Genomic DNA, 21,678 nt, shown 5'->3' with positions numbered 1-21,678 from the left:
TGTAAAAAAGTTGAAGTAGGAGATAATAAATTTGTTTTCCCACAAACCTATATCCTAATTAATTTGCTCCCATGCCTGACCACTACTTTGTAATTGTGTTACGCTTCCTGAAGGAAATTCAGTTCTCCTTATTGACTCAGCATCATTGTAAAAATTACCGCCCGTTATTTGAACTCTAGTATCCTCCAAGGGATTAACAGCATTTTTAGGGCTTGTTTTAATAATATATATTCTACCTACACAAGTACTGGGGTCAGGTAGTGTTACAAATGTAGAGTTAGATATAAGAGTTGTGTGGTGCTCTTCTGTTAGAATCCTAGAAATTCCAATAGGTTTTGAAACTGAACCCTCAATACTAAGAGTGGTAAAATCATCCGAATACCTAGAATCTTGAATCCTATCTATAAATGCTCCAACTTTCAGCTGTTTATTAGTAATATCATAATAAAAGTTAGCGTTATCTTCAGTAGGTTGCGTGTCATCTCCTGCAAAAAAAACTGAACCTTCAGCTCCTGTATGACCACCTGCAGTTATCGCGTCAAGTTGTAATCTGGTTACAAAGTCTTCTGGTGCTGTACCATCTTCACCTTTTACTCGACCTTGAAATTCTGCAACTTGTATGCTAGAATCACCCGTATTTACTGTCAGTTTATCAGTAAGTGTTTTTTCTCCCGCTACCGATTGCGTAGTACTTAAATTTACATGATTTTCAAATTCAGCTACTAAATCCGTTTGATCGACTAATTCTCCAGTTATTGCGCCCCAACTCGCAGCACCACCCGAAGCGTCTAATTGAGCCTTGGTTACAAAATCTTCAGGAGCTGTACCCTGCTCTCCTTTTACTCGACCTAAAAATTCAGCAATTTGGGCGTTTACATCACCTGTATTTATTGTCAGTTTATCAGTAAGTGTTTTCTCGCCCGCTACCGATTGTGTCGTAGTAATGTCTACATAATTATCGAACTCAGAAGCTAAATCGATTTGATCGACTAAATCTCCTGATATTGCACCCCAGCTCGAAGCACCACCTGAAGCATCTAATTGTGCCTTGGTCACAAAATCTTCAGGGGCTGTGCCTTCCTCTCCTTTTACACGACCAAGAAATTCAGCTATTTGAGCGTCAAGATTACCTGTATCTACCGTAAACTTATTAGTGAGTGTTTTTTCGCCTGCTACCGACTGTGTAGTGCTTAGATTTACATAATTTTCAAATTCAGCTGCTATATCTGTTTGATCACTTAAGGAGCCTGTTAACGAGCCCCAAGATATACTATTTGTAATTTCACCAGCGCATAAATTATTCCACTGTATACCATCATAGTAATAAATACATGAGGCATCGGTATTATATACCATAGCACCTTGCAATGGACTTAAAACAAGCATTTGAGATTCTGTCATTCTACTAATCACCAATACTTTAGATGTACTTTCTAGTTCCAGTAAAGATGCCGTATTTATTATTTGTGGGTTATCCCCTATTTTAATTTGTGCACTTACTAAATTAGAAGTAATTAGTAAAAGAATTATAAACGTATTTTTCATAGCATTTATCTAAACCTAAATAAATTCGCTTAAAAAGGTTTTACCAACCCGTAAAACTATAAAAAAAACATGATTACTTCATTTTTCATCGCCTATGTGTGAATAATAACGTTGAATTGAACAACCTGAAATTAAAACTTTAAATTTTCTCTCCCATAAGATTTATACAAGTAATTTTTCAAGAAAGAATCATAAACAATAAATAAAAGATATTATCAACTTAATAAGTTTTTTAACAAAAATTACAAATACTTCGGAATATTTATTTTTATTAAAAAAATATTCCGATAAACAATATGCACTAGCTAATAAATAAAAATCATCCCTCCTTAAAACAAATTATTTTATTACATCTAAAATTTTCAATAATTATAAGAACTCAACTAAACCATATTTTAAGATTGAAAGTTAATTAATCTTCATAATAATTTTCAGTGAATACTTTTATTCTTCGCTCCCATTTACTATTCATAGCATGACTATAGGCCGCAAAAGATTTTTTTCTTCGTAACTCGCCATTAGACTGAAATTGAATTATTGCCTTGGCGATTTCCCTCGCAGTACCTTCACCTTCTGTAGGGTCAATTTTTAATGCACAACTTTCGGGGACCAGATTACGCGCGCCACTAATATTAAGTACAATTAGAGGTAAACTATAGGCCATAGCTTCCATGATTTGTGTACCAGATGTATCTCGTAGCGAACAAAAAAGCATTACATCGGCTTTTTCATATTGCTTTGCTACTTCTTCAAAAGGAATTTTACCCAAAACATTAATTTTTGAGCTATCCAGATTATATTCTTCTATCCAATTTTCAATTAAACCTTCGCTGGTACCACCACCCACTATAGTCAACTTATAAGGAATTTCTTTTGGAACAAAGGAAAGGGCATGCAAAGATAAGTTTAAACCCTTCCTGGGCATTACCCTTCCAACCCAAAGTAAATTAAGACATTCATGCTCCGGTTTGTCGATATACGTTAATAAATTATATTTTTTGGGTATCGCATAAATTTTTGATATTTTACTCTTTGTTACATCAGCAAATTTAGAGTTGTCTAACATTTCTTTGGTTTCAAGATTTGTACAAACAACATATGTAGCTTTCTGTAACGTTTTACGTAAACTTCCACTAAACCTAATCAAATTTCGTGAAACATAACCCCGTATAATCTCTGTTTTCCATGAGTTCCCAAAATAATTCTTAAATACAGGAAGCGCCATTTGACCACCGCCTACTGGTCCAAAGATAATTTTACAATTATCCAGTTTATACAAACAGGTGCCTTGTTGAAAACTACCATATGTAGCATGATGTGCAATATCAAAATTGATATCCTCATGAAGTTGCAAAGCTCGATTAGCAGCTTTTTTTTTCCATAAATAATAGTGTAAATAGACAGATTTTTTATCGGGATCAAAAAGTTTATCATCAAGCCCCAAGGACAATTCTACAAATTCAAAATGTAAATGGGGAAGATTCAAAATCTTATGTTCTCTTTGAATTTTATCTTTATCATCAAAATTGGTCAAACAATATACTGTGTAGCCCATTTCAGCAAGTCCTACAGCCCAATTCCATCCTCTTCCTTCCTCTGACCCTTTACCAGGAGAGCACGCATATGCGCTTAGCAAAATTTTTTTCATGCTTTTATATAAGTATTCTAATTCCTTTTTTTTGACAAAAATATAAAAGTAACATTACTTAAAATTTATATTGATTACAAAAAGAATATATCATATAAAGAGTAATGAACCTTAGGTATTGTAACATATTTTAACAAAATGATTAATATGTAGTTGCTTTTAAAATTCAGCTGAGAACTTTTAATTATATGGAACTAAAAGTAGATATTAATTTTTAGGACATTTACATTTCTCTCACAAATGTAAAACTTTAAAAATATAGTAAACCATCAAAAACAAATCACAGTTACCGAAATATGATTACATCAATCTTTACAAAGATTAATGATAGTAATCAGTAATTTTATAACATTGATTATTACAAGTTATGCTACTTGATTACTATACTTTAACGAAAGCCATTTCTGAAATTATATATTTCAGTGAATTTTTTAATATTTGACAGCTTCATTTCTTTCAAAATGAAACTAAAAAGACATTAGATTATTTTTTTACCTACGGTAACAACCTAGCAATTAGCGTTTAAAAAAATGAGGAAGTTTTTTTGCAAGTTCCAACCCTATTTTTTTGTGGGCCTCATTGTTCCAGTGACCATAATCTTTGTCTATTTCCCAATAGTAAGGGTTTACCCCATCAATTGTTTCCATTTCTTCTAAAAATGGCCTCAAATCAATAGTATTTGCATCTTTCAAAATTTCCTTAACATCAGCAGCTAAAACTCCACGAATATCCGTTATAAACACAATATCCTTATCTGCGACCAACGTATGAAGAATTTTCGAATTAACAGTACTTAACTGTTCTTTTTCCTGAGTATTCACTAGAATTACTTCCTTGTCTGGGTAAAACTTATCGAATATAATACGTCCTGTATTTGGCAAGAAATTCTTTACTCTATAAGCTAAAAACAAAATAGAAGAATTACTTAACCAACTTACCTTTTGGTACACCTTATAAACTATGGTTGATTTAAAATCAGTGTTCAAAACAAATTGCTCTTTATTATCTAATTCGTAAAAAGGCGCCATTCTGCTCGCAGCTTTAAAACTTCTGTCGTTTATTAAAATAAGAATATGGTCTGGATTATATTCTTCCTTAACAATTTCCTTAACATGCAATAGTTGAGAAAGAGGAAGTGCTTCCTTTCCATAATTATACACTCCATAAGTTGACTCTGAATCACGATTTAAATGTATCTCAGAAATATTTAGAAAATTATTTCTACTAAATACCTGCCTGGATGCAACAAAACTATTTCCAATCACACCAATTGTCTTTTCCGAACTATTAATTTTTGGTTGCCCCTTTCCAAACCACCCATTTTCGTTTGTTTTAGCTAAACCAAAACCTTCAGTTACGAAAAGTGAATTACACATTTTATCAGGAATATATTGTTCTCCATATTTACTATCTATCCTAATAATTGGATTTGTAATACCACCTAATGTAAAAAATAGCTCCAAAACAATGAGCATGAGTCCAAATCCTAAAATTGCAAAAAAAATATTTTTAAGTTTTTCCATCGTGTTTAAAATGCAAAATATATAAATGGTGAAGATTTAGCTTGGAACATATAAGCCAGGGTGATTATAAACATACAAGTTAATGCTCCATAACGAAAAGCTTTTGAAAATTTCCCTCTTAAAAGCACACCATCATTGTAATCTAATAAATCAATAACAATTACTGCTAATACAAAGGCTGCTGAAACAAGTAGTAGGTAAGAACCATACTCACTATTCTGCCAATTAATAATCTTTTTAAAAAATAAAGTGGTTGCCTCCCAAGAGCTAGCCCTAAAAAAAAGCCAAGTAAACAATACCAAAACGTAAGTACTCATTATTTGAAATATAGTCTTCAAGCTTACTCTTTTTATTGCTTCATTGGACACTTTTTTTGTGCCCAAAAAAAATTTATGCAACGCTAGATACATTCCATGCAATCCACCCCAAATAACAAAATTCCAGCTTGCGCCATGCCATAAACCTCCTAACAACATAGTTAACATCAAATTTATGTAAGTTCTACTTATACCATATCTGTTCCCACCCAATGAAATATACAAATAATCTTTTAAGCAACTAGATAATGAAATATGCCAGCGCCTCCAAAATTCAGTGATATTTCTAGAAAAATATGGTTGTTCAAAATTTACCATTAAATCCACACCTAGCAATTTAGCGGTACCTCTAGCAACTCTACTATAACCAGAAAAATCTGCATATATTTGAATAGAAAACAAAATTAAACCTGCAATTAATTCCGCACCTGTATACAACTGCATATTGCCAAAAAGTTGATCAACATATTTGCCAGCAGTATCCCCTATAAGTACTTTTCTAAACAAGCCGGTTATTATTAAAAATACTCCTTCTTTAATTTGCTTTTTAGAAGGGGAAAGCCTTGTGGAAAATTGCGGCAATAAACTACTCGCTCGCTCTATTGGACCAGCAACTAACTGAGGAAAAAAGGAAACAAACAATGCAAAATCTACAAAATTATTAGTAGGTTTCAATCTACCTCTATACACATCTATAGTGTAAGATAAGGTCTGGAAGGTATAAAAAGAAATTCCCACAGGTAGAATAATATTAAGGTGTAAATAATCCAAATTCTCTTCGAAAATTTGGGTAATCTCCTCAAAACTTCCGACAAAAAAATTAAAATATTTAAAAAATGCTAAGATGCCCAAATTGGAAAAGAGACTAATCATGAGAAGTCGTTTTTTCATCTTTTGAACTGACGTCTTAGCCATTGCTTGACCTAAATAAAAGTCAATAACGGAAGACAAAAGCAGTAAAGAAAGAAAGCGCCAATCCCAGTATCCATAAAAAAAGTAACTCGCTAATACTAAAAATGAATTTTTGGTCACCTTACTAGGAAGGAAGTAAAAAACGGGAAGTACTACCCCTAGAAAAATAAAAAATATAAACGAATTAAAGAGCATTGGCTAGAATAAATTTCGACGCTATTTGGGGTTCAAAGTTAAATCCTCAAAACTAATCATTAGATATTGTAACTATCTATTAATTGTTTAAATATTAAAAAAATAAGAATATCATTGGATTAATAAAATGGTTTACTATTCTAGCAGCGTAATTAAAATCTTATCCACATAATTTTTATAAATTAACTAATAATTAATATTAGCGCTACAGAGAACTAATTTTTAAATTTCCGCATTTTAAGTCTCAGATATAACAGATAATCGAATAGAATAAATATTCATTAAGAAAATTTTTGGAATACCCTATCTTGCGACTCCAATTTATGAAATTAGAAATCATAGAAATAAATATCATGAAAATATTAGTTACTGGAGCTGCAGGATTTATTGGATTTCATTTAGTTGAAGAATTAGCCTCTAATGGATATGAAGTAATTGGGATTGACAATATTAATAATTATTATAATGTCGATTTAAAATACGATCGCTTAGCCGAAATTGGTATTGAGCGCTGTTTAGTTGAAAAAGACGAACAATTGATTACCAGTAAAATTTATCCAAATTTTTGTTTTATTAAAACGGATATAACTGATTTTCCTAATTTGGAAAGTCTTTTTAAAGAAGAAAAATTTACACATGTTGTAAATTTAGCTGCCCAAGCCGGCGTACGCTATTCTATTGAAAACCCACATGCGTATGTGCAATCTAATTTGGTTGGTTTTGTCAACATTCTAGAATGTTGTAGGCACTATAAAATTGATCACTTATTATATGCTTCCAGTTCATCTGTGTATGGTGCTAATTCTAAGATTCCATTTTCGGAAATTGATCGGGTAGACCATCCTGTATCATTATATGCTGCAACTAAAAAGAGTAATGAACTAATGGCAAATACCTATAGTCATCTTTATAATCTCCCGACAACAGGTCTTCGCTTTTTTACGGTATACGGTCCATGGGGACGTCCAGATATGGCGCCTATGCTTTTTGCCAATGCTATTACCAAAGGTGAACCCATTAAGGTATTCAATAATGGTGATATGGAGAGAGATTTCACCTATATAGACGATATTGTTGAGGGAATAACCAAATGTATTTTAGCTTTGCCAGAAAATGATAAAAAAGCAGTGGTCTATAATATTGGGAATTCTAAACCGGTAAAGCTCATGGATTTCATTTCTTGTATAGAAAAGGAATTAGACATAAAAGCCGAAAAAAAATTTATGCCCATGCAAGATGGCGATGTAAAGAGAACTTGGGCAGATACTAGTGCGTTAGAGAAAAGAGTGAAATACAAACCTAAAACGAATTTGAATGAAGGCGTTGCACATTTCATAAAGTGGTTTAAAATTAGCCCAAAGTACTAAACCTGAGAACTAATTATTCATATAAAGAAAGTACTCTAAAATTAAATGTGTTTTAAAAATAGTGTAAAAACAAAACTTCAATCGACAAACCAAATTTTACCAATATTAAAAGGAAGTTTTTAAGGTTAATAGAATAAGTTGAAAAGAGCAGTTGAAAAAGAAAATACAAAAACTATATAATAAAGTTGGCATAAAAAGTGAACGTACGAAGAATATCACCAAACACGTTCTGCTATCTGTCATATACAAAGGTGGTAGTATACTTTCCAGTTTTATACTAGTACCATTGACCATTGACTATCTAGATACTGAAAACTATGGTGTATGGCTAACTCTTAGTTCATTTATAGCTTGGTTTGCATTTTTTGACGTGGGTATAGGAAATGGTTTACGTAACAAATTTGCAGAAGCAAAAGTCAAAGGAGATTTAAAATTAGCCCGCGGCTATGTAAGCTCTGCATATTATACAATAGGCGCGGTAAGTCTTGGTTTAATTCTGATCTTTTTTTTATTTAATTATCTTATCGATTGGACTAAAGTTTTCAATACCTCACCAAATTTACAAAAAGATTTAAGTATTTTAATGCCGATTGTTTTTGGATTTTTCTGTTTACAATTGGTTGCAAAACTCATTACCACCATTTATACCGCCGACCAGCAACATTCTACACAAGGAAAAATAAATTTTTTCATACAGGCAGGTTCACTGCTACTGGTTTGGCTGATGACAAAAACTTCTGAAAGTTCACTTCTAATATTTGGAATAATATACTCCGTTTTTCCGGTTGCAATATTGATTGGACTTAATTTCTTGGCTTTCAAAAAGAGGTACAAAGAATTTAAACCGACAATTAATCTATGGAACAGAAAATATTTAAAAGATATTTTTGGATTAGGAATGAAATTTTTTCTAATTCAAATTGCAGGAATAATTTTATTTTCTACAGATAATATTATTATCACCCAGCTCTTTGGTCCAAAAGAAGTAGTACCTTATAATATCGCTTATAAATACTTTAGTATTGTAAATATGGGACTATCATTGGTATTGATGCCTTATTGGTCAGCTATAACCGATGCTTATGCAAAAAATGACATTGAATGGATAAAACGTTCAATGAAGAACTTAATCAGATTATCGCTTCTTTCTATCTTGGCAATAATAGGATTAGTTGTTTTTTCAAAATTATTTTATAGTTTATGGATTGGAAATCAAATAATTATACCAATTTCTCTCTCCATTTACATGGCAATTTATTTTTCCTTGAAAATATTTTATGCTCCTTTTACTCATTTCATAAACGGAACCGGAAAAATCAAACTTCAAATGTATGCAATCATATCAACATCGGTCGTTAATATACCCTTATCCATATTTTTTGCAAAGACATTGGGTTTTGGTGTTTCAGGAGTGATTATAGCTACAATAGTCTGTTTACTACCTCACGTATTCCTTAGTCCAATACAATATTCAAAAATCATTAATAAGAAAGCATATGGGATTTGGAATAAATAAATTGATACGATTATTGAGTTTAAAAACGATTATTTTAGAACTTAAAAAATCTAAAATTGAGCACAAATACAGAAAGAACAATTTAAAATTATCGATTGGTTGCCACATCATAAATTCAGAGTTCGGAAAAAACAATTTTTTGGGTGAAAACGTTTCATTAATAAATTCTTCACTAGGCGACTACACTTATTTGAACAAAAATTCTTTTCTAAGAAATACAAAAACAGGAAAATTTTGTTCCATAGGACCAAATGTTCAAATTATTTTAGGAAAGCATCCTTTACATCTTGTTTCGTCCCATCCGACATTCTATGCCAATAACAAACCTTTTGAAACCTATTCAGAATTAAATTATTTTGAAGAATACGACCAAGTTGTTATAGGGAATGATGTCTGGATAGGAGAAGGAGCACTAATACCTAGTGGAGTAACTATTGGAAATGGTGCCGTAATAACCGCTAGAGCAGTTGTAACCAAAGACGTCGAACCCTATAGTGTAGTTGGTGGTGTACCTGCCAAACATATTAAATATAGATTTGACACCGAAAAAATAGAACACATTAACAACTCAGCTTGGTGGAATTGGGACGATGACCTATTAAAAGCTCAACATAAACTATTCCATGACCCAGAAATGTTCATAAAAAAAGTACAAATCAACATAGCAAAAAAGTAACATATTCCTATAATTTTCTTAGGTCAAAAAATAAGTAGTTTAGTTTTTACACCAGTTATTAAGATACAGGTAAATGAGATGATTTTTGGATAAATGAAAAAAAAATTAAGTAACCTAATTGTCCTTGTTTTCCTAATAATTTCAGTTACCTCTGTTGAAAGCTGGAGCACCATTCGTTTAACTACCAGTTTAACATTTACCCTAATAAGAACGGTACTATTAATGTCTTCTCTAATATGGGGTTATTACATATTTAAAAATCCATTCAACAAACCTCATTTAAATGCTGTTTCTATTTTTTTAGGGGTAATTATTATTACAGGCATAAGATCAATGCTTATTGCTAAGGGAAAGGAGCAATGGGAATTTTTTCTCAGATATTTTACTGCTTTGTTGAGCTTTATCACGGTATATTATCTAGACCATCCTTATATTTTTAAAAAAATTAATAAATATTGGTTTCGTATAGCCCCACTAATTTGCCTTTTATGGCTTCCATTTATGTCCAGTGTAGGTGAGGCGCTAGGTTATTTTCTACCTTTACTCTTGCTGTATTTATTATTTATCAAGGTGGTCCCTAATAAATCTAAATGGGTAATATTATCATTAACCTTCTTAATAATATTCATTTGTTTAAAAGAAGGGGCTAGAAGTCATGTCTTAAAATTTGGCATTGCCCTTTTACTAGGTTTTAGCTTATATTTTAAATATAAATGGTTTTACTTAAAAATGATTAAAATCGGTAGAAATTTTACATTATTTGCGCCTATAATTCTTTTTATACTCGGTGTTACGAACATATTTAATATTTTTAAAATGGATGAATATATCGATGGTGAATTTTCTTATGGGACCACAAATGCCGAAGGAGAATATAAAGAAGCTAGCTTAGTAGCAGACACAAGAACTTTTTTATACGAAGAATCGATTCTTTCTGCTATAAAAAATAAAACTGTATTATTTGGGCGATCCTTTGCAAGAGGGTATGATTCAAATTGGGAAGCAAGAAGACAGGAAAAAGCTGGTAAAATTATTACTACGAATGAAGTGGATAGAATTTCGGAAGTAGCCGTTATAAACATTTTTACATGGATGGGTCTTCTTGGAGTATTTTTGTATTTTTTAATTTTTGTAAAGGCTACTTCATTGGCTATTTATCATTCCAACAATTATTACATTAAGATTGTGGGTTTATTTCTATCTTTTCGTTGGATGTATGGTTGGGTCGAAGACTTTCAAAGATTGGATATTTCGACTTTAACTTTGTGGATGCTATTAGCGATATGTTTTTCCAAAGGTTTTAGAAAACTTAGTGATCATCAAATTGAAAAATATATGCGCTCCATATTTATTAAATAGTCAAACATTAATAAAAGGTATAATTTCGACATAAAAACAAATATTAAAAAACTTGCTTTCTTAGAACTAGTTGAAAATTTATACCCTAAAATAAAACTGCAATGAATAAAATTTTCAATAAAATTAATTTTGTAAGATATAACGTTATCAATTTTATAATAACATTTATCGAAAACATTTATTTAAGGTTAATTGGTGTTGATTTGGGAGGTCATTGCAGCTTTAGAGGTTGGACTTCTATTCGCATAGCAAATAATTCCAAAATATTAATTGGTGACAATTGCCGATTTAATTCTAGAGATACATCCAATAGAATTGGCATTCACCATAAATGTATGCTAACCACTTTCGGGAATAGTTCAGTCTTAAAAATTGGATCGAACTCAGGTTTTAGTGGTGTTTCAATTGGTTGTTTCAATAGTATCGAGATAGGGAAAAATGTGAAAGCAGGTGCAAACGTTTTGATAACCGATAGTGATTGGCATTTAGACGACCCAAGAGTTTCAGGTCCAAAACCAGTTTTTATTGGTGATAATGTTTGGTTAGGTTACGGTGTTGTAGTTATGAAAGGAGTAACTATTGGCGAAAACTCAATTATAGGTATTAACAGTGTAGTAATTAAAGATATTCCAGCAAATGTCTTAGCTGCAGGAAATCCATGTAAGGTATTAAAAGAAATAAAATCCTAAGGTGTATGATTAATAAGGATGTTGATTTAAGAAAATATATAAAATCTGATCTTTTTAGACTAGGAAAAGGAATATCTAAAAAAACTTTTTATAACGCCTATAGAACAAATAAAACATTTCGTTTCTTGGTTTGGTTTAGATTAGCACGTCATTATAATATCTTAAATAAAAAAAGGTCAAATTTTGTACTAAGTGTTATTACAAAAATAATTTATAAAAAATTAAGTATAAAATATTCTATAGATTTTCCTCTAACGGTTAATTTAGGTTATGGTTTAAAAATAAATCATGGCATAGCTCTAGTTGTAAATTCTAAATCTATTATTGGAAACAATGTCATGTTAGCACATAGTGTTACTCTTGCCTCTGAAAAAAATGGAGTACCCATTATTGGTGATAAAGTAAGGATTTCACCAGGTGTGGTTGTTGTTGGCGCAGTTCACATTGGAGACAATGTAGTAATTGGAGCCAATGCATTAGTAAATAAGAGTGTTCCTGAGAATTCAGTAGCAGTCGGTGTGCCTAATAGAAATATTTTGAAAAAATTTGATGAGTTTACCGATCGATTTTACTATGAAAATTTTTAGTTTTCAACAATTTCTAGAATACATATTTTTTAAAAAATATTATAACTAAGATAGTAATGAAAGTATTTATAATAACTAAACAGGCATTTCCGCATGGTATGGCGGCCGCTAAACGGATTTCTTGTTATGCAAAGGGATTGATTTCTGCAGGCATAGACTGTGAAGTAATTATAGCTACTCGAACAGAAATTTATGGAAAACAACCTAAGAATATTATAGCTAAAGCAGGCTTTTTTACCTATATCAGTAACAAAACCCAACGAGAATCAAATGTATTAATACGCAGGCTTAATGATTATAAAGACACTATAATGACATTAAGATATATTATCAAAAATAGTACAAATAAAGATGTTATTTTAAACTATCTACGAGAAGACTCATTAAATAGTCTAATTATTAAAGCTGCAAAAAAAACAGGAGCAAAAGTTGTTAGAGATTTATGCGAGTTTCCATATGGTACAGGAGAAGAGACTGTAAAAATAAAAAGTAAAAGAAACTCTTTTCTAAAAAATATATTTCCGAAGTTTGATGGTTTTATTTGTATTTCAGAACCTCTTTTAGATTTGGCTAATAAATATAAGTCACCAGACGCAAAAGTAATCAAGGTTCCTATTCTAATCGAACCAAAAGAGTCAGAAACAGAAGAACTAATATTTTCTCCGATTAAAACACCATATATTTTTCACTCGGGAACTTTGTATGAACAAAAAGATGGTATACTAGGAGCTATTGAGGCATTTGCAATAGCGTCAACAAGGCTGAGTTTTCCTGTTAAATATGTACTAACAGGTAATCTATCCAAATCGCCAAATAAAGTAGATATTGAAAAACTTATTGAAAAATATTGTATACAGGATAAAATCATCTTTACTGGATTTTTAGAAACAAGTGATTTAATTGCTTATCAAAAATCCTGCACAATGATGATTATTAACAAATTAGATAACCAACAAAATAAATATTGTTTCGCAACTAAGCTTGGAGATTATTTATTAGCAGAAAAACCTGTCATCACAACTGATATTGGTGAATCAACTAACTACTTAAAAGATGGCGAATCTGCTTATATCGTAGAATCTGGAAATATTGCAATATTGGCAAAAAAAATAGAAGATGTTTTTACAGATACTGTTAACAATAAAATAATTGCAGAAAATGGAAAAAAAGTAGCATTAACATATTTTTCATACAACACTCAAGGTTCTCGACTCGCAGATTTTTTAAAGAATCTATAAGAATTCAGTTCTATTAAAAAAACATAAAATACAAAAACGATGAATATTTCTTTTGTCTTAGATTCTTTTGGAGGTGGTGGCAAAGAGCGTCGCTGCCTTCAACTTATACAAGGTCTGAATAAGCAAGATGGTTTTAATATCCAGGTAATCATCGTCAATAATGATGTGTCCTATCCAGAATTATACGAAACCAATATTGACCTACAAATTATAGATAGTAAAAAAAGGAAACTCAATATCGTACAAACTAGTCTTTTTCTGTATCGATTACTCAAAGATTTCAATCCAGATATTGTTCAAGCGTGGGGGGTGTTTTCATCTTTTTTTATAAATCCTATTAGCTGTTTTCTGCCTTTCAAATACATTGGAGCTTATGTAGCAAATTGTAATAAACCAAAAAAATTATCTTATGAAAGATTCACCGTTCTCATAAATACTTGGTTGGCCGATTGTATAATTGGCAATTCTGAAGCAGGCATCAAAGCATATGGTATACCTAAAAGAAAAGCTAAAGTAATTTATAATGGATTTAATGAAGAAAGGTATGCTGTTACTGAAACAACCCGAAGTGAGCTTAAGCAACAAATGGGCATTCAAGCCAAGTTTGTGATTGCAATGATTGCCCGTGTCGATATCAATAAAGATTATGAAACATACATTAGAGCTGCAAAATTAATATTAGAGCAAAAATCTGATATTTTATTCCTTATTGTAGGATCAGGACCAAATTTAATACCATTACAATCATTGATTTCTGATAATGAAAAAAAATACTTTAATTTTCTTGGGTTTCGCTCAGACATTGAAAAAATATTGAGAATAACAGATGTATCCGTACTTTGTACCAACCCACAAAAACATAAAGAAGGAGTTTCAAATTCCATTATGGAATCACTTGCTTTTGGGGTTCCGGTTATTGCAACAAATGATGGCGGAACGCCAGAGATTATCGAATCTGGTATAAATGGATTTCTTATAAATGCATATGACAGTAAGGAATTAAAGGATAAAATTCTTCAATTAATAGATGATGAAATGTTAATTAAAAAAATTTCGGACACAGCAAAGTTAACTATAGAAACTAAATTTAATTTGAATCTTATGACATCTAAATATATTGATTTATATAAATCACTTTTAGGGAAATCATAAAAATCCATAATTGTTTTTATAAACAATAAAACTCGACAATTCTAATTTCTTAAAATATATAGGATATTATGTCTGGTGCTCACAAAAAAAAATAAATAACGACAAGTTCTAAAAAACAATTACACTATTACAATTAGCGGTTTCGTAACATTGACAGGTCGTATTATATTTTAAAACGCCCCTCTTTACTTATACGTTATATAAAACCCATAGCTAACAAAAAATCAAATTAATGGAAAAAATTATATTCTACGGGCATCTAGGCAAGAAAGACGGTGAAGCTGTAGGTGGTGGAGAATCTGGAAACCTTAAAACGCTATCAATTTTGAAAAAATCAGGATTTCAAATTATAGAATTAAGGAAATCTTATAGTTCAAAAAGTTTATTAGGTAAACTAAAACATTATCTAAGTATACTTTTTATGCCAATATTTTTATTATTTAAAATTTTAAAAAACAATGATGTCCAAACTGTACATATATCTGGCTTCTACAAAGAACTTATTTATCAAGAGTTGTTGCTTATTTATGTATCAAAACTTTTAGGCAAGAAATGTATTTATGAGTTACGTGCTGGCGGCGTTCAACAATCATATGATGACCGAGTTGGTTTTTATAAATTCTTTTTTAGAAAAGCTATTACTTCTTCAGACGTCATTTTAGTTCAAGGAGAAAGATATGTGAAACTTTTAAATATGTTAGGTGCTAAAAAAATAATCCATTATCCAAATTATATTATGGGTTCAGTAATAGCAAGAAAAACAAGTTTATTGAATAGAGACAATTTAATTGAACTAGTATATTTTGGAAGAATGCACTCGTCAAAAAATATCTTACTTATATTGGATATTTGTGTAAAATTAAAAGAGAAAAAAATCCCCTTTAAACTGGAATTAATTGGAGTAAGCAATTCTAAATATCCAGAATATGTTGAAGAAATGAGGGAGAAAATTAAAAAAGAAAAATTAAATGACATAGTAAAATTAACGGAGCCTATTTTTGGTTCTAACCTAATTAATACCTTAAAGGATAAACACTTTTATATATTCCCAACTCAAGAAGCTAGGGAAGGACATTCTAATTCATTAACAGAAGCTATGTCTTTAGGCATTGTACCTATATGCAGTGATTACGGTTTTAATAGGGAGATTGTAAATTCTAATCGTTTAATAATAAATGAATTTGATGCGAACTTTTATGCTAATTTAATAATTGAAATATGGCAACAAAATTTATGGAAAGATTTATCAAAGGACATGCAGGAAATTGTCTCTACAAAATTCACCTCTTCAATTGTTCAATCTAAACTATTGGCAGCTTACAAATAAAATTTTAAAACCTAGATTTAATTAAGGCTCTAAATTTTTAAACTAAATTTTTTAATAAAACTTAATTACCTCTTCAAAAATCACTATTGTCACCTTTTAAGCTAATTTTTAAATCAAAAGCGACCAACTAAACCCGTAAATTGCTCTCATGAAAAAATTAATACAATTCTTTGGTGCCTGGTACGGCGCAAAGAAAATAGGCGGCGGTAAATGTGGTTGTATAGGAACCTTCTTTGTGTTCTTACTACTTTTTTGGATATTGGGTTATGTGTTAGAGGCTTTCTAAATTGGTTGTTGGTTGTTGGTTGATGGTTTTTTATGCTGTTCGCGAAACGCTGGGCGCTTTTCGCATTACGCTTTTCGCTGAACGATTCACGCGGTGATTATTTTGCGCTAAGCGCGTGGCGCATTGCGAATAGCGAACTGCGCTTCCTCTATTCCCTAGCTTCTATTTTCTCTTCTCTCCCTCCAGCTTTCTCATTCGTTTTCTTTTGGTCAAAAACTTTAGCACTAGTTTTCATATCAGCATACCTGGGGTCTTGAATGAAATCTTGTTTTATAAGTTTAATAACTTCTATACTCAAGAAACCGAATTCACTGACCACTTTACCATAGAATCTGTAAATTCCTCTTCCCCTAAACATATATTTCACTGCTACAGGCGGAAACAGTACGGTATCAAAAACTTGCCCTTGTTGGTCTAACAACGTAGCAAAAAACATTGCTTTTCCTTTATGTGTTCTGGTTCGCTTTACCGTTATTAAATATCCATAGATATCTATATTTTTATTCAGGTAACGCTCTAAATCTTCACTACCAGAACTATTTAATGGTGCTTCCACCAAAAGTTCAAACGGACTACACAAACTAAACCCTAACAATTCTAGCTGTGTAAAAGCAACTTCTAGATTAGCACTGTATAATGACGGAATCTCAAAATGTTGATGCCTTGGCGCGAACAGTTTTGGGTGGTCTATTTTCTTGGTCTTGTTCAAAAATAAATGCGCTTTCCAGAGGAGTTCGTGTTTGTTGGTTTCGCTAAACCGGAATGCATCAATACGTATTAAAATACTGACTTGTTCTATGGAGATTATCAACCTATCCAAGAAATCTTCCAACGATATAAAATCACCTTTCACAAAGCGTTCTTTTAAAATACGTTCCATGACCCGTTGTTCCAATTCCCGTAAATAGCCTAATCCTAAATACAATTCTTTTCCATAAATACGATTTCCCGCATTACTCTTATTTACGCATGGCGGATGAATTGTTGCACCCAACATACGGGCTTCGTGCACGTAGAACTCGGGCTTATAAAATCCGCCGCCATTATTAAGTACTGCCACCATATATTCTAACGGATAATAGGCACGCAAAAACAAACTCTGGTAACTTTCTACCGCATACGATGCCGAATGCCCTTTTGCAAAAGCATAACCTGCGAAACTTGCTACTTGGTCCCAAATTTCTTGAATGAGTTTCTCGGCATATCCTTTTTTACGACAGTTATCCATAAACTTATCTTGCACTTTTTGAAACTCTTCTCGCGAACGAAACTTACCACTCATTCCGCGTCGTAATACATCGGCTTCCCCCAAATCTAGGTCTGCAAAATGGTGGGCTACTTTTATCACATCTTCTTGATACACCATTACCCCATAAGTCTCTGGCATAATTTCTAACATTACCGGATGCGCCAACTCTTCTGCCCTGCCCTTGTTACGATGGCGAAGAATATACTCACGCATCATTCCGCTTTTGGATACTCCGGGGCGAATAATAGAACTTGCTGCTACGAGACCCAAATAGGTGTCTACTTCCAGCTTCTTCAATAACATCCGCATGGCAGGAGATTCCACATAAAAACAACCCATGCACTGCGCCGTTTTTACCAAATTATTGATTTTAGGATCTCTTTTAAATGCCTTGATATCATGAATATCAAACTTGGCAAATTCCTCGGGCCGGTCACGTTCTAAAATATCAAGTGTCTCTTTTATTTTTGAGAGTCCGCGTTGAGCAAGAATATCGAACTTAAAAATACCGACATCCTCTGCAATAACCATATCAAACTGCGTAGTAGGAAATCCTTTTGGAGGCATATTGGTCGCTGAAAACCAATGAATAGGTTTCTCGGTAATTAAGATTCCGCCAGCATGTATACTCAGGTAATTAGGCATACCGTGAAGTAGCTGTGTATATTTCAATACTAAAGTTGATATAGTATCTAACCTGCTTGCCTCAATATTTCCATCGCACAGCAAATCTATTTCATCTTTTGGCAGACCGAAAACCTTACCAAGCTCACGAATAACTCCCCGAGATTGAAAAGTAACGTAGGTACCCAACAGCGCTACATTCTCAAAACGATTGAATATATATTCCGTCACAATCGGTCTATCTCGATGTGAGAAATCAATATCAAAATCGGGCGGATTCACACGATACAAATTTATAAATCGCTCAAAATACAGATCAAGTTCCATCGGGTCTACATCGGTAATAAAAAGCAGGTATGCCACAATGCTATTTGCACCACTACCTCTACCTACATAAAAAAAATTCTGCTTACGAGCATGAGAGATAATATCCCAATTAATAAGAAAGTAAGAGACAAAATTCATCTCTTTAATGAGGTAAAGCTCTTTCGCTAAACGATCTAAAACAGCCTGGTCAATTTCTGAATAACGCTTGGGCAATCCCTCTTGGCACAATTGTTCTAAAAACACCTCATCTTCTGCTTTACTGCCCAAATAGGTACTTAAATTCTGTGTTTCTCGCCCTTCGGTAAAATCAAAATCTATAGTACAGGCATTCATCAACTGTTGAGTATTCTCTAAAATAAAGCTGTGTTCAGAAAAATGCGCCGCCAAATTAGGTATCGCGTACATGTGTTCATCATCACGAGCCTGCTCGGTAACCGACAACATACTCAGCAAAGTATTATTAGCTATGGCACGAAGTAAACGATGTGCATTAAAATCGCGCTTGTTTCTAAAGGTGACCGGTTGTAGCAATACAATTTTATCTCGTTGTTCTAATAACCTTGAAAAACGGAGTCGTTTTAACTCGTTAACAGAAACTCCAATAAACTCATGTGCTGCAAAGACTTTCTTTTCACTCTCCAACACTTTTTCAAAGGGATAAATAACGAACACATCTTTAAACTGCGGAGCGATTTCTGGTATTTTCTTGCCGTGATGTATGTGATGAGACAGAAAATTATTGAGTTCTAAAAACCCATCATTATTCTTTGCTACACCAACAAAGCATGGTTCCACTCCGTTTCTAAAATCTATACCCAAAATAGGACGTATATCATATTCAGCTGCTTTACGAACAAAGTTTAAACAAGCCGATGTGTTATTAATATCTGTCAATACCAATTGCGTTACCCCATGTGCCTTCGCTAATTGCAAAAGCTCAATCTCGGAAAAAGTCCCGTAGCGAAGGCTGTAGTATGTGTGGCAGTTTAGGTACATTTTGGTTGTTCGTTGTTCGTTGTTGGTTGTTCGTGTTTGCGCTAGGCGCTGTTCGCTTCGCGCTATACGCTATTTTTTTTTGTGCTTCGCGTGTGGCGTGCGGCTCAGCACGCTTTCTCTCTTCTCTCTATATTCTATACTCTAACTTCTTTTCACTTTTCAACAACCAACAACCAACAACCAACAACCAAATTAAATCTTCCGATGCGCCAACACAACAGGTGGCAATCCGTTAAAAGGGTTATGCATTCTTCCTATTGTTTTTGCTCCCATACCAGATGCTCGTAATACACTTTTGTCTCCGTAGCGTTTTCGAATTTCATCCATAGCATTATATAGGCTTAAAATTTCTTCAGTATCATCAAAAAGGTTGATTTGATAATTACCGGATACCAAATGACTGAAACGTATACCAATTAACCGCACTAATAACCTACGGTTATATAAGGTCTTGAACAGGTCTAAAATTTTAGGTATTAGAATATGGTCTCCGCTGGTATAGGGAATACGCATTTGCTTTGAATAGGTATTAAAATCTGAATACCTAATCTTTACTGAAATACAAGCCGTTAGCTTATCTCCACGTCGTAATTGATATGCCAGATTTTCGGTCATAGCGATAAGAATACCACGTAGTCTATTTACATCAATAGTGTCTTTATTAAAAGTTCTTTCAGTAGAAATAGATTTTCGCTCACAAAACGGAATCACAGGTGTATTATCAATTCCATTAGCACGTTTCCATATGACTCCGCCATTAGCGCCCAGCACCCTTTGCATCACCTCCATGGGCATTTCTTGTACGGTGCGTACTTGTCGTAGTCCAAGGTTCCGTAAGGTCTGATAAGTCTTATCGCCCACCATCGGTATTTTTTTAATGGACAGTGGTGCTAAAAAAGGTTTTTCTAATCCCTCATCTATCTTCAATTGATTATTTGGTTTCGCCTCGTTCGTCGCTACTTTAGAAACTACTTTATTAGCCGATAATCCGAAAGAAATTGGGAGTCCGGTTTCATTGATAATCTTCTTTCGCATTTCTGAAGCGTACTGGTAACAACCAAAAAAACGATCCATACCGGTGAGGTCTGCATAGAACTCATCAATACTCGATTTTTCGAATACAGGAACATACTCTTTTATGATTTCGGTTACTGTATCTGAATGCTTACTATAGTCACCCGCATTACCACGTATTACAACAGCATCGGGACACAGTTCTCGCGCCATTTTCATGGGCATACCAGAATGCACTCCAAATCCGCGGGTTTCATAACTGCACGCAGCTACTACTCCCCGATCTCCCGTACCGCCTACTAATAAGGGTTTATTCTGTAATTCACGATTATTTAATCGTTCTACGGATACATAAAATGTATCTAAATCTATATGAAGTATGGTCTTGCTCATAACTATCCCTCTAAAAAAATCGGGATAGCTAAATTATGGAATATTTCCAGTTATTAGGATTATTTCCAATATTTAACATTAAAAAAACCAAATAAAAACCCTGCCACCCAACTAACGGTGACAGGGTTCAGAACAAACCACCCTATTAAAAGTATTATCTAAAATATCCCGGACCAAAGACTCCGTTCTGCGTTATTACAATAGGTGTATTAGCAATACTATCTGTATAATCATTAGATGTATCAAAACACATCATAATCTTCAATATCACCATACACTTATAATAATAATAATAATAATAGTAACAGCTACCCTCAATGTTTCACCTCTTCCAGGACTTACTACTATAGCTAAAGACAGAGCATAATCATTAACACCTAATCCTACTTTGTAAAATTACCATTTATCATTACTAGGGGTTAGATTAGAACCAGCAGCCTTAGAAACTTCACACCACTCATAAGAGGTATTTTTCATAAGACTGATGGCCTTCTCATTGGTACTCGCGTTAACGGTGTTTATATTGTTGGTATTAAGATTACCTAATGAAAACTGTTGCGATTTACAGGAAAAAAGAATGATAAATAAGAAAGTAGTCAGGATTACTTTTAACTTCATTTTGTAATCTTAAAATTAATAGGTTGGTTGGCAATCTTTTGATAGGCACAAGTTAGCACCACCTATTGTTTTAGGAAATACCGCCTTAACTGTATTTTTATCTACTGGTTTTCTGGTATA

At 32.7% G+C, this 21,678-nt stretch carries 16 protein-coding genes and 1 pseudogene; 10 read left to right on the top strand and 7 right to left on the bottom strand.

The features are described from left to right. Positions 1–54: 54 nt before the first annotated feature. The 4 genes from Q0871_RS06230 to Q0871_RS06215 form a co-directional block, all read right to left on the bottom strand. Positions 55–1,545: a hypothetical protein gene (locus Q0871_RS06230; protein WP_299319591.1), complete on the bottom strand. Its 1,491-nt coding sequence runs from the start codon at positions 1,543–1,545 to the stop codon at positions 55–57. Positions 1,546–1,957: 412 nt separating this feature from the next. Beyond that, positions 1,958–3,193, bottom strand: a complete 1,236-nt coding sequence (locus Q0871_RS06225) for a glycosyltransferase family 4 protein (protein WP_299319587.1) — start codon at positions 3,191–3,193, stop codon at positions 1,958–1,960. Between the two features lie 515 nt (positions 3,194–3,708). Beyond that, positions 3,709–4,716, bottom strand: a complete 1,008-nt coding sequence (locus Q0871_RS06220; RefSeq protein WP_299319583.1) for a hypothetical protein — start codon at positions 4,714–4,716, stop codon at positions 3,709–3,711. 5 nt (positions 4,717–4,721) lie between these two features. Continuing rightward, complete coding sequence (locus tag Q0871_RS06215; RefSeq protein WP_299319578.1) at positions 4,722–6,065, bottom strand: MBOAT family protein; 1,344 nt, start codon at positions 6,063–6,065, stop codon at positions 4,722–4,724. Positions 6,066–6,493: 428 nt separating this feature from the next. On the opposite strand from Q0871_RS06215, the gene Q0871_RS06210 reads away from it, so the two are divergent. The 10 genes and pseudogenes from Q0871_RS06210 (at position 6,494) to Q0871_RS06165 (ending at position 16,337) form a co-directional block, all read left to right on the top strand. Then, the gene (locus Q0871_RS06210) at positions 6,494–7,507 is read left to right on the top strand and encodes an NAD-dependent epimerase (protein ID WP_299319576.1); all 1,014 of its coding nucleotides are present in this window, start codon (positions 6,494–6,496) and stop codon (positions 7,505–7,507) included. 151 nt (positions 7,508–7,658) lie between these two features. Continuing rightward, entirely contained in the window at positions 7,659–9,023 is a 1,365-nt protein-coding gene (locus Q0871_RS06205) for an MATE family efflux transporter (RefSeq protein WP_299319572.1), read from the top strand. Positions 9,024–9,399: 376 nt separating this feature from the next. Next, positions 9,400–9,576, top strand: a pseudogene (locus tag Q0871_RS06200) (acetyltransferase); the annotation flags it as partial. Between the two features lie 216 nt (positions 9,577–9,792). After that, entirely contained in the window at positions 9,793–11,058 is a 1,266-nt protein-coding gene (locus tag Q0871_RS06195) for a hypothetical protein (RefSeq protein ID WP_299319568.1), read from the top strand. Positions 11,059–11,159: 101 nt separating this feature from the next. Next, positions 11,160–11,747 (top strand): DapH/DapD/GlmU-related protein, encoded by a 588-nt coding sequence (locus Q0871_RS06190; RefSeq protein WP_299319565.1) that lies wholly within the window; start codon positions 11,160–11,162, stop codon positions 11,745–11,747. Positions 11,748–11,752: 5 nt separating this feature from the next. Further along, positions 11,753–12,334: a serine O-acetyltransferase gene (locus Q0871_RS06185; RefSeq protein ID WP_299319561.1), complete on the top strand. Its 582-nt coding sequence runs from the start codon at positions 11,753–11,755 to the stop codon at positions 12,332–12,334. A gap of 56 nt (positions 12,335–12,390) precedes the next feature. Then, positions 12,391–13,572, top strand: coding sequence for a glycosyltransferase family 4 protein (locus tag Q0871_RS06180; RefSeq protein ID WP_299319557.1), 1,182 nt, complete (start codon positions 12,391–12,393; stop codon positions 13,570–13,572). Between the two features lie 39 nt (positions 13,573–13,611). Then, positions 13,612–14,724, top strand: coding sequence for a glycosyltransferase (locus Q0871_RS06175; RefSeq protein WP_299319552.1), 1,113 nt, complete (start codon positions 13,612–13,614; stop codon positions 14,722–14,724). 232 nt (positions 14,725–14,956) lie between these two features. Next, on the top strand, positions 14,957–16,051 hold the full coding sequence (locus Q0871_RS06170; RefSeq protein WP_299319549.1) for a glycosyltransferase: 1,095 nt from the start codon (positions 14,957–14,959) through the stop codon (positions 16,049–16,051). A gap of 148 nt (positions 16,052–16,199) precedes the next feature. Further along, a complete protein-coding gene (locus Q0871_RS06165) occupies positions 16,200–16,337 on the top strand; it encodes a hypothetical protein (protein ID WP_299319545.1) in 138 nt (45 codons plus the stop codon). A gap of 148 nt (positions 16,338–16,485) precedes the next feature. Here the strand turns inward: Q0871_RS06165 and Q0871_RS06160 are convergent, their stop codons facing one another. The 3 genes from Q0871_RS06160 to Q0871_RS06150 all read right to left on the bottom strand — a co-directional run bounded on the left by Q0871_RS06160 (position 16,486) and on the right by Q0871_RS06150 (position 21,558). Next, positions 16,486–19,533 carry a DNA polymerase III subunit alpha gene (locus Q0871_RS06160; protein ID WP_299319542.1) on the bottom strand — a complete coding sequence of 1,016 codons (3,048 nt, stop codon included), beginning with the start codon at positions 19,531–19,533 and terminating at the stop codon, positions 16,486–16,488. A 192-nt stretch (positions 19,534–19,725) separates the two neighbouring features. Further along, the gene (gene dinB, locus Q0871_RS06155; RefSeq protein ID WP_299319537.1) at positions 19,726–20,940 is read right to left on the bottom strand and encodes a DNA polymerase IV; all 1,215 of its coding nucleotides are present in this window, start codon (positions 20,938–20,940) and stop codon (positions 19,726–19,728) included. 396 nt (positions 20,941–21,336) lie between these two features. Further along, positions 21,337–21,558, bottom strand: coding sequence for a hypothetical protein (locus Q0871_RS06150; protein ID WP_299319534.1), 222 nt, complete (start codon positions 21,556–21,558; stop codon positions 21,337–21,339). Between the last annotated feature and the right edge of the window lie 120 nt (positions 21,559–21,678).

Origin of the sequence: uncultured Maribacter sp., assembly GCF_947500985.1 — a bacterium.
Taxonomy (GTDB): Bacteria; Bacteroidota; Bacteroidia; order Flavobacteriales; family Flavobacteriaceae; genus Maribacter.
The sequence above is the reverse complement of the archived record's forward strand: the minus strand, read 5'-3'. Positions and strand labels throughout refer to the sequence as shown.

What these genes read in the sequence shown, in the direction of transcription:
- Q0871_RS06175 (WP_299319552.1), top strand. Translation starts at nt 13,612, where the DNA reads ATGAATATTTCTTTTGTCTTAGATTCTTTTGGAGGTGGTGGCAAAGAG.
- Q0871_RS06210 (WP_299319576.1), top strand. Translation starts at nt 6,494, where the DNA reads ATGAAAATATTAGTTACTGGAGCTGCAGGATTTATTGGATTTCATTTA.
- Q0871_RS06150 (WP_299319534.1), bottom strand. Translation starts at nt 21,558, where the DNA reads ATGAAGTTAAAAGTAATCCTGACTACTTTCTTATTTATCATTCTTTTT.
- Q0871_RS06225 (WP_299319587.1), bottom strand. Translation starts at nt 3,193, where the DNA reads ATGAAAAAAATTTTGCTAAGCGCATATGCGTGCTCTCCTGGTAAAGGG.
- Q0871_RS06170 (WP_299319549.1), top strand. Translation starts at nt 14,957, where the DNA reads ATGGAAAAAATTATATTCTACGGGCATCTAGGCAAGAAAGACGGTGAA.
- Q0871_RS06195 (WP_299319568.1), top strand. Translation starts at nt 9,793, where the DNA reads ATGAAAAAAAAATTAAGTAACCTAATTGTCCTTGTTTTCCTAATAATT.
- Q0871_RS06220 (WP_299319583.1), bottom strand. Translation starts at nt 4,716, where the DNA reads ATGGAAAAACTTAAAAATATTTTTTTTGCAATTTTAGGATTTGGACTC.
- Q0871_RS06185 (WP_299319561.1), top strand. Translation starts at nt 11,753, where the DNA reads ATGATTAATAAGGATGTTGATTTAAGAAAATATATAAAATCTGATCTT.
- dinB (WP_299319537.1), bottom strand. Translation starts at nt 20,940, where the DNA reads ATGAGCAAGACCATACTTCATATAGATTTAGATACATTTTATGTATCC.
- Q0871_RS06190 (WP_299319565.1), top strand. Translation starts at nt 11,160, where the DNA reads ATGAATAAAATTTTCAATAAAATTAATTTTGTAAGATATAACGTTATC.
- Q0871_RS06230 (WP_299319591.1), bottom strand. Translation starts at nt 1,545, where the DNA reads ATGAAAAATACGTTTATAATTCTTTTACTAATTACTTCTAATTTAGTA.
- Q0871_RS06165 (WP_299319545.1), top strand. Translation starts at nt 16,200, where the DNA reads ATGAAAAAATTAATACAATTCTTTGGTGCCTGGTACGGCGCAAAGAAA.
- Q0871_RS06160 (WP_299319542.1), bottom strand. Translation starts at nt 19,533, where the DNA reads ATGTACCTAAACTGCCACACATACTACAGCCTTCGCTACGGGACTTTT.
- Q0871_RS06180 (WP_299319557.1), top strand. Translation starts at nt 12,391, where the DNA reads ATGAAAGTATTTATAATAACTAAACAGGCATTTCCGCATGGTATGGCG.